We start from the raw sequence: 15,071 nt of genomic DNA, 5'->3' as shown, positions 1-15,071 counted from the left end.
TCCGACGTGGCGGACCTGCCCGCACGCCGACGCACACGACTGGCGCGAACTCAAAACGCGTAGAGCAAACAGCAGCGCACGCATCCGGGGAAGATCCGCGTACGGCGAAGCCGCTTCCTGAACAGGCGCGCCCGCGGACCGTTCCACAGCTCCTCCCAGGGGCGTTCGTTGAGGTTGCCGTACGAGTAGTCCAGGCACGGGAGGAGCTCGCCCGACGGCATGACGAACGCGCTCAGCCACACCGCCCGGCACGCGAGGCGGGTCACCGGCGCCGTGCGCTCCGTGTAGTAGCGCCGCACCCCCTCCGCGTCGAGCTCCGGGAGGCACTTGACCGCGATGCCCGCCCGCCTCGCCCGCGCCCGGTCGAGTTCCCGGGCGACGATCGCCGGGTCTATCAGATCGAGTTCGTGCGTGTTCTGCTCGACGACCGGGCAGAGATCGCCGCACAGACGGTTGTGTCGCTCGACGATCCCCGCGTCCCAGAACCAGAGGTGCGAGAAGAGGAGACTATCCGCCCCGAACCCCGCGGCGACTTCCGGCATCGAGCCGAGGACGGAGATATTGCGGCTGTTGATGGTGCAGTTCACCCGCAGGCGCGGCTTCACGGCGCCGGTCTCCCGCTTCAGGCGGGCGATCTCCCGCGCCCCGTCGCGGGCGCGGGAGAAGGTCCCTTGCACCCCCCGCGTCGCGTCGTGGATCTCCTCCGGGCCGTCGATGGAGAGCACGATGCTGTCCAGGCCCGCCGCCACAAGATCGCGGGCGTGCCGCGCGAGCAGCACGCCGTTCGTGGTGAGGGTGCAGATGAACCCGCGCGCCTTCGCGCGGCGGATCATCTCGGCGGCCCGCGGGTGCAGCAGCGGCTCGCCCCCGCCGAAGGAGAGGACCGGCTTCATGAAACCGAACGAGGCGCAGAGCCGCTCGAAAAGCTCCGGCCCCAGCTCCCCCCCCGGCGCCTCCCTTCGCGAGCGGATGGAATCGATCTCCCGCCCCCCCCCGTACAGGTCGCACATGTGGCATTTGAGGTTGCAGCGGTGCGTGAGCTCGAGCGTCAGGTGCACGGGGGTGAAGGCGCGCCCGCTCCGCAGGAACAGGTAGTCGGCGGGGAACCGGGTGCGGAGCTTCGCCGCGGCCGTCCGCAGGGCGTAGCGGGGGTCGTCCCTGAGTATCCGCAGATACCGCCTCGCCTCGTTCACCGCCCCCTCTCCCGGAGGCCGTCGAGATAGACCGTTTCCATCCCCGCCACCATCCGCTCCAGCGTGAACCGCTCGAGCGCCCGTCTCCTGCCCGCTTCCCCCATCCGGCGCCGGCGCCCGGCGTCGCGGGCGAAGGCGAGGATCCGCTCCGACAGCGCCCGGTCGTCGCCGACGGGGAAGAGCAGCCCGGTCTTCCCCTCCTCCACCACCTCCCGGTTCCCGCCGCTCGCCGTGGCGATGACCGGGAGGCCCGAGGCCATCGCCTCGAGCACGGCGTTGGACATCCCCTCCGAAAGCGAGGCCATCACGAACAGATCCATCCGCTTGAACTCGTCCTCCGGGCGCTCGGTCCCGCCCGCGAACTCCACGCAGCGCCCGAGCCCGAGCTCCCGGGCGAGCGCCTTCAGGGACGCCCCGGTGTCCCCCTCGTAGGCGCGGCGCGCCTCGAGCGGCCCCTCGCCGACGATGCGGACCTTCAGGCCGGGGAATTCGTCGAGCGCGCGCCGCGCGGCCCTGAGCAGGAGATCCACCCCCTTCACCCGGGTCAGGCTGCCCACGTACCCGACGGTGAGTTCGCCGGGTCCGCGGTCTTCGGGCGCCGGGGCCGGGGAGAACCGCTTCGCGTCCACCCCATTATATACTATCCTGATCCTGCCCGGCGGCACCCCCTCCCGCCGGACGAGGTATTCCTTCACCGCCTCGGAGTTGGCGACCTGCAGATGCGCGAGGGCGTTGGAGACCCTCCGCGCGAGCCGGTGCCTCCGTGCGGTCCAGTAGACGCCCACCGCCCGCCGCCCCGCGACGACGAGCGGCACGCCCGCGAGGCGCGCCGGCGGCACGCAGAACGCCTGCGCCGCGAACAGGTACGCGTGGAGGACGTCGATGCGCTCGCGTCTCAGGAAGGCGGCCAGGCGCAGCCCCTCCCGCGCCGCGGCACAATCGTAGATCCGCTTCAGCCCGTACGCCTCGACCGGCACCCCCTCCGCCTCGAGCCGCGCGCCGAGCGCGCCCTTTTCCTGGAGGCAGAGCAGGCGGGGGAGGAAACGGGTTCGGTCGTGCCCGCGGATCATCGCGGCGATGTGCGTCTGCGTTCCCGCGTACGCCATCGTGTCGACGGCATAGAGCACCCGGATCACCGTGTCGCGCCCCCTCCCCCGCCGACCGTTGCGCAGATGGACCTCAGATCCCGCGCGCACGCCTCCCATCGCCGCCCGGACACCCGCTTCCTGCCCTCCTCCCCCATCCGGCGCCGGCGTGCGGCGTCGCCCAGCAGCACGCGGAGCGCGCGGCCGAGTTCCCCGGGAGCGGCCGGATCGACGAGGAACCCGGTCTCCCCGTCGGCGACCGAATCCGCAGTCCCCCCCGCCACCCCCGCCACGACCGGTTTCCCGCACGCCGCCGCCTCGAGCAGCACGATACACGCCCCTTCCGTATCGCCGTCGGACATCTCGCGGTTGGGCATCACGAAGACGTCGCAGGCGGCGTAGCAGTCGAGCAGCTCGTCTCTCCCGATCCGGCCCGCGAAGATCACCGCGCCCTCCGCGCCCGCCTCCCGCGCCGCGCGGCGGAGACGCTCCTCGGCGGGCCCCGCCCCCACGATCAGGTAGGCGAGACCGGGGAACTCCTCGGCGAGGGAGGGGAAGAGGCGCAGCACGTCCTCGTGCCCCTTCCGTTCGACCAGGCGCCCCACCGTGAGCAGGAGCGGCCCGTCGCCGATCCCGTAGCGCCCCCGCGCGGCGCGCGGGGAGGGAGTGCGCGAGAAGAAGGCGTCGTCCACGGCGGGACGGAGCAGGTGCAGGCGTTCGGGGGGCACCCCCTGGCGGAGCGCCTCGTCCCGCGGCGTGGTCGCGGAGGCGACGACGGCGCCCGCGCGGAGGAGGATGGAACGCATCAGGCGCGCCCCGGTGCGAAGCTTTTTCAAAACGTTCAGCTCCTCCCCGTGGACGTAGACGACATACGGAACCCGCCACAGCGCCCCGAGCGCCCTGCCGACGCAGGCGGTGGGAAAGATCTCGCCGCAAACGATGGCGTCCGGGCGCTCCCGCGCCATGGCCCGCATCCCCCGCAGCAGCATCTCGGCGTAGACGGCGAGCATGGAAAACGGCGGGCGGCCCGGCAGGGCGGGGAAGAAGCCGCGCTCGGCCCGCAGCCCCTCCCGCCGGTCGAACTCCCTCCACCCCGGACGCCGCTTCGTGAGGAGGCGCACCTCGCCGGGGGGGAAGCGCACCATCGTGTGAAAGTAGAGCAGGCGGGATCCGCCGTAGTGCGGGAGGAAGTCGTCCGTCAGCCAGAGTATCTTCATCGGGGATCCCCGAAAGGCGCGCCGTTCAGAGCATCGCGTCGTTCGCCTTGATCCAGTCGTGGAGCTTTCGTATCCCCTCGTCCCTGCCGGTCGCCGGCTCCCAGCCGAGCTCCTCGCGCGCCCTGCGTATGTCGCTCACGTAGATCGGCTGATCCCCCGGGCGCCATGCGGCGAACGACGGCTCGACGCGGTAGCCGAACCGATCGCGCATCATCGCGAGCAGCTCGAGGAGGGAGAGGGTGTTGTTCGCCCCCCCGCCGATATTGTAGACGCGGCCGCGGGCGGTCTCGATCCGCTCCGCCGCACTCCTGAACGCCCTGACGAGATCCGCCACGTAGAGGATGTCGCGCACCTGTTTCCCGTTGCCGTAGACGGTGAGCGGGCGGCCCTTCGCCCCCGAGATCAGGAAGTGCGCGACCCAGCCCTGGTCCTCGTTTCCGAACTGCCGCGGCCCGTAGATGCAGGACATCCGGAAGACGACCGTCGGGAGGCCGTAGATGCGGGCGTAGTCGCGCACGTACTGGTCCGCCGCGCCTTTGGAGCAGCCGTACGGCGAATGGAAGTCGAGCGGCCGGTCCTCGGCGATCCCCAGGACGCCGGAGGAGAACCGGCACCGATCCCCCTCCTCCACCGCCTCCAGATCCTCCATCCCCCCGTAGACCTTGTTCGTGGATGTGAAGACCAGCGCCGGGCGACGGCCGCTCAGGCGCGCCGCCTCGAGGACGTTGAACGTCCCCAGCGCATTCACCTCGAAGTCTTCGCGCGGCTCCGCGACCGAGGTCGTCACGGCGACCTGCCCCGCAAGATGATAGATGACGCGCGCCCGCGCGACGGTCCGGCGCACCGCCTCGAAATCGCGGACATCCCCCTTCACAAACTCAAGTTTTTCGCCGCAGGTCTTCCGGAGCCACTCCAGGTTCCGTTCGGTCCCCCGCCTCGAGAGGTTGTCGAAGACCGTCACCCGGTCGCCCCGCGAAACGATATCGGCCGCGAGGTTCGATCCGACGAACCCCGCGCCTCCGGTCACCAGCACCGCGTCCTTCATCGGTCCCCTCCTTCCGCGCGCCGCTTCAGGCGCGCGAGTTCGAGATACGACTTCAGATCGAACAGACCCCGCTGCATCTCCGCGGCGCGGGCGGGTTCCGCCGCCGCCAGGTCGCGCCGCTCGCACGGATCCTCCTCCGCATTATAGAGCAGGTTCGTGCCGCTGTAAAAATCGTGGATCAGCTTGAACCCGCCCCGCGTGAGCGCCATCAGCCGCGACGGCGGCTTCCCGAGCGTCTCGGAGACGAGGTCCCGCCCCCGCGGCGCCTCAACCCCCGCGAGCGCGGGAACGAGATTCCAGCCGCTGATATCGGCGGGGACCGGCGCCCCCGCGAGGGAGAGGAGCGTGGGCATGATATCGACGCTCTGGACCGGATCGGGGACGGTGCGGGCGCCGCGGAACGAGGGGAGGAATGCGAGGGGGACCGTCGTCGCCTCCGCGTGGAGCCCGGCGCCGTGGTACAGCCCGCCGTGCTCGAAGAACTCCTCCCCGTGATCCGAGGTGAGCACGACGGCCGCGCGCTCCAGGATGCCCCGCTCGCCGAGACGCCGCATGAGTTTCCCGACCTCGCTGTCGGCGTAGGCGACCGCCCTGTCGTAACAGAGCGTCATCCATGCCAGTTCGCCGGGGCGCGGGATGAAGATCGTCTGGACGCCGGTCGCGGCGCCGAACATCGAGGAGAACGGGGGCGGCGCGGGATATGCGGCGTGCGTGTCGGAGTAGCAGACGAGGACGAAGAGGGGCCGGCCGGGGGGGCGCTCGTCGAGGAGCCGCTCCACGTCCGCGGTCACCTCGCCGGCGCCGATGCGGTACCGCCCGCGGTCGCCGGGCTCGGAGAAGATGTCGAAATCGCCCCGCAGAAGCGGCGGAAGACCCGGGAACGGCGGCGTGATGCTCTGAAACGACGCGGTGAAGTAGCCCGCCTCTTTGAGAGAGGCCTGGAGGGTCGGGACCGCCCCGGCCCCCTCCCCCGGCAGCTCGCTCGGGTGCAGGGAGGTCAGGATGGAGGAGATCGAGGGCCCCGTCCCCGGCGAGGGGCAGACGCATCTGGGGAAATAGGTCCCTTCGCGAAAGAGGTCGTCCATCTGCGGAGTCGTGCGCCGCGGATACCCGTTGAGGCTTACGTGGTCGCTCCGCAGCGCGTCGACGAGCAGGATGAAGATGTCCGGCCGTTGTGTGCCCCAGCGCTCCTCCCGCAGCCGCGCTCCATCGCGGTCCGCCGCCGCGTTGTAGGCGCGCCGCCTCTCGTCTTCCCGCCGCAGCCGGTCGAACTCTTCGCGCGTAAAATCCCCCCCCGTGCAATCCTCGTCCAGACCGTTTCCGGGGAGGTCGACGGCGAGCGGGTTGATCTTTCCGTTCCAGTTGTCGCAGTCGCGGACCGGCGCGAGGGGGCCGAAGAAATCCCGATCCGGATCGAAGGCGGCGTTGAGGGTTCTCAGGCAGAGCCGCGCCGCGACGGGGGAACGGAAGAAGAGGATCGTCTTGGCCTGCGAATCGCGCCCGCAGAGGAGGAACATGACGAGCGCGGCGGGGACGCACCACGCCAGGCGCCCGACATTCGTGCCCCGGAGCCGCCCCCACGCCGCGGCGAGGAACCATCCGGTCGCCACGCACCCCGCCCCGAGGGCGGCGTTCGCCGCGCACGAGGCCGGGGATGCGCTCTCCGGCAGACGGTAGTTCACCGGCACGGCCAGCGTCGCGAAGAGGAATGCGGCCCAGGTCCAGGCGGCGCGGCCGTTCGGGTGCCTGGACCGCGCGAGCAGGATCCAGACGACGGCGAAGGCCGCGAGGCAGGCCCCCAGGAGCAGCGCGTTCGCGGCGAGGACCCGCGGATCGACCAGCGCCGCCCGCAGCTGCCACCCCCGCAGGTAGACCCGACGGCCCCACTCGAATGCGAAGGAGTATCCGTTGAGATACGCGGCGGTCTCCACCCAGGCGAAGAGGCCGAGGGCGGCGGCCGTCAGGAACGGGGGGCACCCGCGGCGGCCGGCCGGAGTACACCGGAGAAGCCGTCCCGCCGCCGCCGCGAGCGCCCCCGCGCACGTCCCGATCGTCCCGTAGGCGAGGATGAGACAGGCCGAGAACGCCAGGAACCGGCCCCCCTCCGGCGGCGGGCAGACGTTCTTGACGACGCTATAGCGGTCGAAGAAGAACGCGGCCGCGGCCGCGCCGTAGGCCAGGCCCGCGAGGCATCCGAGCGCCGCGGCCGCGCCGGCCCCGCGCGGCCGTTCAGCAAAGCCGTTCATAGAGCCTCACGGTCTCCCGGGCGGCCCGTTCCCAGGTGAATTCCCGCGCCCGCCTGAACCCCCTCGCACGGGCCTCCGGGCTCCTCCCCTCGCGGACGCCCCACACGAGCGCCTCCGCCATCCCCTCCTCGTCCGAGGGGTCGAAGTAGCGCGCCGCGTCGCCGAGCACCTCGGGGAGCGCCCCCGCGCGCGAGGCGACGACCGGGCAGCCGCAGGCGAGCGCCTCGAGCGGCGGGAGGCCGAACCCCTCGTCGAACGACGGGAAGACGAACAGCTCCGCCGCGCTGTAGAGCAGCGGCAGATCCCCGGCCGGGACGTAGTCGATGAAGCGGAACCGGTCCGCCACGCCGAGCCCCTCCGCGTCGCGGAGCGGGCCGGGGGCGCCGTAGGATTTGCCGGCGACGACGAGCAGGTGCGGCAGTCCGGCGGTGCGCCGCGCCCGCGCGAAGGCGCGCAGCAGGCCCGGGATGTTCTTCCGGGGGGAGAGGGAGAGGACCGAGAGGATGTACGGCGCGGTCAGCCCGCGCCGGGCTCGAAAAAGATCGAGCGCCGCGGGATCGTCGACGGGGACGCACGACGGATCCACCCCCTCGTGGATCACCTCGATTCGTTCCTCCGGCACCCCGTAGATCTCGACGACGTCCCGCTGCGTGGCCCGGGAGACCGCGATCACCGCGTCCGCCCGCCGCGCGCTCTCCCGCGCCCTGCGCCTGAACCCGGCCGAGCAGCCGGGCGCCCACTCCGGGCGCTTCTCGTGCGCCAGGTCATGGACGGTCACCACGGTCCTCGCGCGCCGCGTGCGAGGCAGGAGGTAGCTGGGACCGTGCAACAGGTCGATCCGGCGCATGGCGATCTCGAACGGGAGCCAGAGATCGAACCAGAGCCGATGGAACCTGTCCTCGCGCATATCGCCCCGCACGGGGCATCGACGAGCCGCGAAACCGGGCGGCGGGGGGGGGATCGCGCCGCCGCGCGGAAAGAGGAGGTCGAACCGGTGCGCCGTGCCGAGCGCGGCGATCGCCTCGACGAGCTGCCGGGTGTACCGGCCGATCCCCGTGAGATGGGGCGAGGAGAGTATCCCCGCGTCGTAGGCCACCCGCATTTCGCTCACCCCCCGCTCCCGGACAGACGGCGGAAACGCCGCGCCGCGAGGCGGCTGAGGAATCGCGGGGGGACAAGCCTTCCCGGCGGCCCGAACCGGTTGAGGAGCGCGTGCCACGCCCCCGCGAGCGCCGCCTCTGCGGCGGCGTGCCTTCCCTTCTCGCCGAGTCCCTGGTAGACCCAGAAGCTCTCCTTGAGATACGCGAGGTAGAGCATCGGCCAGAGCAGCACGGGGGTGTGTTTCCTGCTCAACAGCATCCAGTTGCGAGTCCAGAGGTAGTACAGCGACGGCGAATACTCCCCCCCCATCGACATCGACACCTTGTGCCACACCTTCGCCTCCGGCACGAAGTAGCAGTACCAGCCCGCATCCTCCGCGCGCCGGCAGAGGTCGTACTCCTCGTGGTAGATGAAGAAGCGCTCGTCGAGCAGGCCGACCTCCCGCAGCACCTCGCTCTTGATGTAGATCGCGCAGCCGATGACCGCGGCGATGCGGCTGATGGCGTCGTACTGCCCTTCGTCGCGTTGGCGCTTCCCTTCCTGCGTATAGGTCAGCATCCAGCCGGTCGTGGAGTAGCTGCTCCGGCTCCCGGCCCACCAGAAGACATCCGGGGATTCGTGGTAGTAGATCTTGGGCCCGAGAACGCCCGCGCGCGGGAGGAAGGCCGCCGCATCGGCGAGCCGACGCAGCAGTTCCGGACATACGATGGTGTCGTTGTTGAGCAGGAGCACCGCCTCGGCGCCCTCCCGCAAGGCGGCGCGCATCCCGATGTTGTTGCCCCCGTCGAAGCCCGCGTTGACCTGGTTGCGGATGAGGAGCGCCTCCGGGAACTGTTCGGCGATCGCCTTCGGCGAGCCGTCGGTCGAGGCGTTGTCCACGACGATCACCTTGAAACGCGGGTAGGAGATCCGCCGGAGCGAGGCGAGGCAGTCGAGCGTCTCCTTCAGTCCGTTCCAGTTGAGGACGATGATGCAGATGTACGGATCCATTCCGATGCGCTCCCCCGCGCCCCGCAACGCCTCCCGCTCAGGGGACGGCGGGCCTTTGAAGCCAGCACTCCAGATAGTCGTTCAACAGGCTCCGCCCGAGCAGCAGCGCGGCGCACGAGTCAAGGACGCGCGCCGCCCGCCACGCCCCCCGGATCGAGAAGAGCCGGTCCCTCAGCTCGTTGATGCATACGAGGTCGTTCAGGGCGGGATCCCGGAGCCGGGCACGCCGGATCAGCACCGCCGTGGCGTCGAAATGCGTGCCCCGAAACTCCCGCGCCTCGAGCCCCGCGCGGCGGGCGAGGATCTCGAGGGCGCGGCGGGAGAAGAGGAACAGGTGGTTGTCCGGATCCACGTTCCACCAGCCGCGCCCCAGCAGCCGGCTCGAGAGGGAACCCCAGTGCGGCGTCTCCACGTACACCCACCCCCCGGCCCGCACCAGCCCGGCCGCCTCCCGCAGCGCCTCCGCCGGGGCGGCGAGATGCTCGAGGGAGTGGGAGAAGATCACCGCGTCGAACGAGGCCGCCGGGAACGCCGCGTCGGCGAGGGTGCCGACTTTGATGTCGAGACCGCGCTCTTCGATCCCCTCCTCCGCGATTTTCCCGGCCAGCTCCACGCCGGCGACGCGCCAGCCGCGCCGCCGCGCGTCCTCCATCAGTATCCCCCGGCCGCAGCCCACGTCGAGCAAAGACCCGCGGCATCCCCGCCGCTCCAAACGCTCCAGTATCTCCCTGTTGCGGGCGCGTATCCGTTCGAGCACCGCCGTCTCCCGCTCGCGGGGCAGCCGCCGCGCGGCGGCGCGGTCGACGGTTTCTTCCAGCACGGCGGACGCGGGCCGGGGCCACAGATGGACGGCGCCGCAGGCGCGGCATCGGCGCAGGGAACGTTCCGCCTCCGCGACCAGGGGGCGGAGACGCGTGCCGCCGCAGATGGGGCAGGGGGCGGTCACGGCGTGCCCCCCGCGGGGCGCACGGCCACGGGAGGCGGGGGCACGGCGCCGGGCGTCATCATCGACTGCTTCCTGATCAAGACGATCATCGCGGCGAGGATCCACCAGACGCCGACCGTCTCGGTGGTGTTGAACCGGCAGCCGAAGAAGTTCGCCACCAGAAATCCGATCACGCCGGTCGCGAACCCCATCCCGACCGCCCGGTACATCGTATCGGTGCCGTATCGGTAGATGGCCAGCGAGTACCGCAGCAGCCGGAAGACGATCATCAGGTACACCAGCAGCGCCGGGATCCCCATCTCCGCGGCGATCAGCAGATACGCGTTGTGCGCGTCCCTGCCCGCCGCGTACGAGTCGTACTCGCCGACCCGCACCGGGAACTGTCCGTACCCGACCCCGAGGAGGGGATAGCGCATCACCATCTTGAGGCCGGCCGTGTAGATCGCGATCCGCCCCGCCGAGGAGGACTCGAACCGCACCTTCGACTTCCCGTAGTCGGCCTCGTACTCCACCGTCGTCCCCTCGATGCGCTCCACGACCGCCTGCGGCAAGACGAGCCCCGGCTTCTGCCACAGCATGAGCATCACCACGGCCGTCAGCACGAAGAGCCACTTCTTGTAGAGCCAGCATATGTACAGCGTCCCCGCGACGAAGGCGAAGTAGCCGCCCCGCGAGAAGGCCAGCATGATCCCCCGCGCGCACGGGTAGATGCATATCAGCAGCAGCCAGTATTTGAACTGGTTTGCGTGGAGGCTGAAGAAGGCGAAGTAGTAGAACATGTAGTAGACGAAGAACGCCGCCAGCAGGTTCGCCTGCGACAGTCCCGCGTCCTCGCGCCGCTCCCAGGAGAAGTGGGTCGGCGTGTGCGTGTCCTTGGTGGCCAGGAACGCCACCATCAGCGTCGTCAACATCACGATGTAGATGCAGTCCTGGATCTGTTGCCGGTCCCGCACGATCCAGCTCGCCAGATAGTAGAGGAAGATCGGCGTGATGAACCGTTTGATCAGCGTCACGAGGAGGAACCAGTCCATCGTCTCGGCGAGCGCCGCCCGGAAGAAGGCCACGAACGTCAGTAGCAGGTGGAGGCCGATCAGCCGGTCCAGCTCCGTGGACACCAGGAAGTGCCCCCCCTCGCGGATGCTCCTGAAGAAGAGCCCGAAGACGATGATGACGAGGAGCACGTTGGTGATGTTCACCGCCGTGCCGTAGTCGCCGGGGAGCATCTGGCTGAACGGCACGTAAAAGACCAGCACGTAGAAGACGAAGTTGACGTTGACGAGGGCCACGATCAGGAGGAGGATCTCGCCGAGGACGATCCCGAGGAGCCGAAGCTCCTCCGTCCCCACCGGCCCCCGTTTCGCCATCGAGGCGACCTTGCCCATGATCAGGAGGGCGAACAGCAGCCCGATCTTCGTCGCCAGCCCGACGCTGCGCGGGGCCGGGGCCGCGCCCGGGGGTGGGGCGGGCGCCGGGGCGCCGGGTCCGGGGCGGCGGGGGGGGCCGTTCATCGCCGCTGCCCCCCGACGAGGCGCGCGGAGAGCGCCCGGAGGATCTCCGCCTCGTGATCAGGCGCGGCCGCGAGGATGGGCGCCCCGTCGATCCTCATCGCCGCGCGCCCTTTCCGCCCGCCCTCTCCTGCGCGAAGAGCGGAACGATCTTCTGCGCCGAAACGTCCACGAGCCCCTTGTCGGTGAGCTTGAGCTCTGGGATCACCGAGAGCGACAAAAACGAGAGCATCATGAACGGGTCCTCAAGCCTGCAGCCCATCCGACGGGCGGCCGCGATCAGGGCGTCGAGCTCGTCCCCGACCTCGCGGACGGACTTCTCCGACATCAGTCCTGCGATCGGGAGGGCGACGCTCGCGATGAGCTTCCCGTCCACCACCGCGGTGAGCCCCCCCTGGAGCTTCCTGATCTTGATCACCGCCTCCAGGATGTCGGCGTCGTTCGTGCCGACGGCGACGATGTTGTGCGAGTCGTGGGCGACGGAGGAGGCGATCGCGCCCCGCGTCAGGCCGAAGCCGCGCACGATCCCCAGGCCGATATTCGGGGAGGCGTGGTGGCGCTCGATGACGGCGATCTTCAATAGGTCGCGCCCCGGATCGGCGACCACTCGCCCGGAGAGGACGGAGGGCTTCACGAGCTCCAGGCGCGTGAGGAGCTGCCCCGGGACAAGCGCGATCGCGCGGAGACGCCCGCGGGACGCGGGGATCTCAAACTGCTCGCGCGCGAGCCACTGGATGTTGATCGAGCCGCGCAGCGGCTCGGGCGGCCGGGGCGCGCCGGGAACGCCGGGGATGAGCGCGCCGTCTTGGGCGGCGAGGCGGCCGTTCTTGAAAACCATCTCGACCGAGAATCCGTCCAGGTCTTCGAGGACGACGATGTCGGCGATCTTCCCGGGGGCCACCGCGCCGAGCCCGTCGAGGCCGTAGTGGCGGGCCGGGTTCAGGGTGCAGAGCGTGATCGCCGTCACCGGGTCGAGCCCCAGCCGCACCGCCTTCCTGAGGACGCCGTTCATGTGCCCCTCGGAGATCAGCGCCTGGGGGTGTCGGTCGTCGGTGCAGAAGGCGCAGTGCGGGGCGGTCGCGGGGGTGACGAGAGGCAGGAGCGCCTCCATGTTACGCGCGCACCCCCCCTCGCGGATCATCACGGTCATCCCCAGGCGGAGCTTCTCGCGCGCCTCCTCTTCCGTCACGCACTCGTGGTCCGAGGAGATCCCGGCGGCGATGTAGGCGCACAGATCCTTTCCCGAAAGGCCGGGGGCGTGTCCGTCGATGATCCTGCGGCCCGCGATCCTCACCTTGTCGAGAATCGCCGGGTCGCAGGCGAGGAGGCCGGGATAGTCCATCATCTCGGCAAGGCCCAGGACCCACTCCTGGTTGAGGAAGAAGAGGATGTCGGTCGCCCGCAGCACCGCCCCCGGCGTCTCAAGCGGGGACGACGGCACGCAGGAGGGGACCATCACGAACACGTTGAGGGGGTTGTACTTGCTCGACCTGAGCATGTAGTTGATCCCCTCGAGGCCCATCACGTTGGCGATCTCGTGGGGGTCGCTCACCACCGACGTGGTGCCCATCGGCACGACGACCCGGGCGAACTCGGGCACCGTCACCATCGCGCTCTCGAGGTGGATATGCGCGTCGATGAACCCCGGGGCGACGAACCGCCCCGCGACGTCGTACTCTTTCGCCCCGCGGTAGCTCCCGAGCCCGACGATCCGGTCCCCGAGGATCGCCACGTCCGTCTCGACGCACTCCCCGGTGTAGACGTTGACGACCCGGCCGTTCCGCAACACCACGTCGGCCTTGGCCTTCCCGCGCGCCACCCTGATCATCCTGTCCAGGCGTTCCATCCCGCCTCCTCCCCGGATCACGCCCGCGCGGACGGGCCGCACGCCGTCCCGGGAGCCTTCACCCCGATGAAATAGACGCTCGAACAGACCACGTGCGCGAGCGTGTACCGGTAGACGATATGATCGAAGAACCTGAACGGCGAGAAGAGGTACGAGAAGAGCACCCGGAAGATCTTGTAGAGCAGGACCCGGTTGCACGAGAAGAAGAGCGCCCAGAAATGGACCGAGAGGCGGAGGTACGTCGAGCAGGGCCCCTTCTGGAAGCCGTTGAACGCCTTTTGGAAGCCCAGCCGCTCGAAGAGGAGGGCGATGCCCGAGACCGAGTAGCGCCAATGGTCTTCGGGCGCCTCGTGGTACGGAAAAACGAACGGCGCCACGGCGTAGACGGCGCCCCCGGGCCGCAGCACCCTCCCGATCTCCGCCGCAACCCTTGCGGGATCCCGCACGTGCTCCAGCACGTTCAGGATCATCACCCCGTCGAGGGAGCCGGTGCGGAACGGAAGGTCCAGGGCGTCTCCGGCCACGTCGGTCGTGGCGGTCGGGCACAGCTCCATCGTGACGATCCCCGGGAGCATCCGCATCCCGCCGGCCCCCACGTCGAGGATGCGCGCATCGCGGCCGGTCCGCTCCAGCAGGGCCCGGAACCTCTCCCGCTCGTCGCCGAAGTTGAGCCCCAGGAGCCGCTCCGGCGGCTCGATCCGCCTCTTGAACCTCGCCCAGAGCGCGGCCATCCCGACACGCCCCTTTGCGGCGCCGCGGGGCCCCGAAAGGCCCCGCGGTCTGCCGCGGTCATGCCTCTGCGTGAACGATCAGCTGTTGGCCTTCATGAACTCCTCGAGGAACGCGATCAGGGCCTTGACCCCCTTCATCGGCATCGCGTTGTAGATCGAGGCGCGCATCCCGCCCACGCTCCGATGCCCCTTCAGCCCGATCAGGCCGCGCGCCTTCGCCTCGGCGGCGCACTTCTCCTCGAGTTCCGCGGTCGGCAGGCGGAAGGTCACGTTCATCCGCGAGCGGGAATCCTTGCGCGCGAACGGGCGGTAGAACCCCCCCGATCGATCGATCATCGAGTAGAGCGCGTTCGCCTTCCTCTTGTTGAGCTTCTCGATGTACGGCAGCCCGCCCTTCTCCTTGAGCTCGCGCAGCGCCAGCAGCGAGAGGTAGATGGCGAAGCAGGGGGGCGTGTTGTGCATCGACCCCTTGTCCACATGGGTCCCGTAGGAGACCATCGTGGGGAGCTTCTTCGCGCGGGCCCGCGCCACCATATCCTCCCTGACGATCACCACCGCGACGCCCGCGGGGCCGAGGTTCTTCTGCGCGCCGGCGTAGAGAAGCGCCACCGAGGACCAGTCGACCGGGTGGCTCAGGAAGTCCGACGAGGCGTCCACCACGAGCGGCACCTGGCCCGTGGCGGGGAACCTGAACCACTCGATCCCGCCGATCGTCTCGTTGGAGGTGATGTGGAGGTACGACGAGTTGGGGTCGATGCGGAAATCCCGCGGGATGTAGTTGAAGTTCGCATCCTCGGACGAGGCGGGTATCTGCACCTCGCCGAAAAAGCCCGCCTCCTTGATCGCCGCCTTCGCCCACGCGCCGGTGTGGATGTAGGAGAGCGGCTTCCCCTCGAGCGAGAGGTTCCACGGGATGTGGAAGAACTGCGTCGACGCGCCGCCGTGGAGCCAGAGGACGTGGAACCCGGCGGGGACGGCGTACAGCTCCTTCACGAGGGCCGTCGCCTCGTCGATAACCGCCTGAAAATCCTTCGACCGGTGGCTGATCTCGCAGACCGACATCCCGCTCCCGCGGAAGTCGAGAAGCTCGCTCCTGGCCGCCTTGAGCGCCTTGAGCGGGAGCGTCGCCGGCCCCGCGTAGAAGTTGAACACCCGCTTTCCCATAT

General features: G+C 69.9%; 12 protein-coding genes. All 12 read right to left on the bottom strand.

Annotated elements, in window-relative coordinates; translation table 11 throughout:
• Positions 1–50 precede the first annotated feature (50 nt).
• Complete coding sequence (locus GXY35_04935) at positions 51–1,193, bottom strand: radical SAM protein (protein ID NLW93930.1); 1,143 nt, start codon at positions 1,191–1,193, stop codon at positions 51–53.
• Entirely contained in the window at positions 1,190–2,329 is a 1,140-nt protein-coding gene (locus GXY35_04930) for a glycosyltransferase (GenBank protein NLW93929.1), read from the bottom strand. Before GXY35_04930 ends, GXY35_04935 begins: the two co-directional genes overlap by 4 nt.
• Positions 2,326–3,495, bottom strand: a complete 1,170-nt coding sequence (locus GXY35_04925) for a glycosyltransferase family 4 protein (protein NLW93928.1) — start codon at positions 3,493–3,495, stop codon at positions 2,326–2,328. The genes GXY35_04930 and GXY35_04925 overlap by 4 nt, the downstream gene beginning before the upstream one ends.
• Before the next feature lie 25 nt (positions 3,496–3,520).
• Positions 3,521–4,540, bottom strand: a complete 1,020-nt coding sequence (locus GXY35_04920) for an SDR family NAD(P)-dependent oxidoreductase (GenBank protein NLW93927.1) — start codon at positions 4,538–4,540, stop codon at positions 3,521–3,523.
• Positions 4,537–6,786, bottom strand: a complete 2,250-nt coding sequence (locus tag GXY35_04915) for a sulfatase (GenBank protein ID NLW93926.1) — start codon at positions 6,784–6,786, stop codon at positions 4,537–4,539. Before GXY35_04915 ends, GXY35_04920 begins: the two co-directional genes overlap by 4 nt.
• Complete coding sequence (locus GXY35_04910) at positions 6,770–7,897, bottom strand: glycosyltransferase family 4 protein (protein ID NLW93925.1); 1,128 nt, start codon at positions 7,895–7,897, stop codon at positions 6,770–6,772. The genes GXY35_04915 and GXY35_04910 overlap by 17 nt, the downstream gene beginning before the upstream one ends.
• Positions 7,894–8,877 carry a glycosyltransferase family 2 protein gene (locus GXY35_04905; protein ID NLW93924.1) on the bottom strand — a complete coding sequence of 328 codons (984 nt, stop codon included), beginning with the start codon at positions 8,875–8,877 and terminating at the stop codon, positions 7,894–7,896. Before GXY35_04905 ends, GXY35_04910 begins: the two co-directional genes overlap by 4 nt.
• 37 nt (positions 8,878–8,914) lie before the next feature.
• Positions 8,915–9,823, bottom strand: a complete 909-nt coding sequence (locus tag GXY35_04900) for a class I SAM-dependent methyltransferase (protein NLW93923.1) — start codon at positions 9,821–9,823, stop codon at positions 8,915–8,917.
• Positions 9,820–11,331 carry an O-antigen ligase family protein gene (locus GXY35_04895; protein NLW93922.1) on the bottom strand — a complete coding sequence of 504 codons (1,512 nt, stop codon included), beginning with the start codon at positions 11,329–11,331 and terminating at the stop codon, positions 9,820–9,822. Before GXY35_04895 ends, GXY35_04900 begins: the two co-directional genes overlap by 4 nt.
• Positions 11,332–11,425: 94 nt before the next feature.
• Positions 11,426–13,174, bottom strand: a complete 1,749-nt coding sequence (ade, locus tag GXY35_04890) for an adenine deaminase (GenBank protein NLW93921.1) — start codon at positions 13,172–13,174, stop codon at positions 11,426–11,428.
• Between the two features lie 17 nt (positions 13,175–13,191).
• Positions 13,192–13,905, bottom strand: coding sequence for a methyltransferase domain-containing protein (locus GXY35_04885; GenBank protein NLW93920.1), 714 nt, complete (start codon positions 13,903–13,905; stop codon positions 13,192–13,194).
• A 78-nt stretch (positions 13,906–13,983) separates the two neighbouring features.
• Positions 13,984–15,069, bottom strand: coding sequence for a 3-phosphoserine/phosphohydroxythreonine transaminase (gene serC / locus GXY35_04880; GenBank protein ID NLW93919.1), 1,086 nt, complete (start codon positions 15,067–15,069; stop codon positions 13,984–13,986).
• Positions 15,070–15,071 lie beyond the last annotated feature (2 nt).

Source organism: Chlamydiota bacterium, assembly GCA_012729785.1.
In the GTDB taxonomy this organism is placed as follows: Bacteria; Auribacterota; Tritonobacteria; order UBA1439; family UBA1439; genus UBA1439.
The sequence above is the reverse complement of the archived record's forward strand: the minus strand, read 5'-3'. Positions and strand labels throughout refer to the sequence as shown.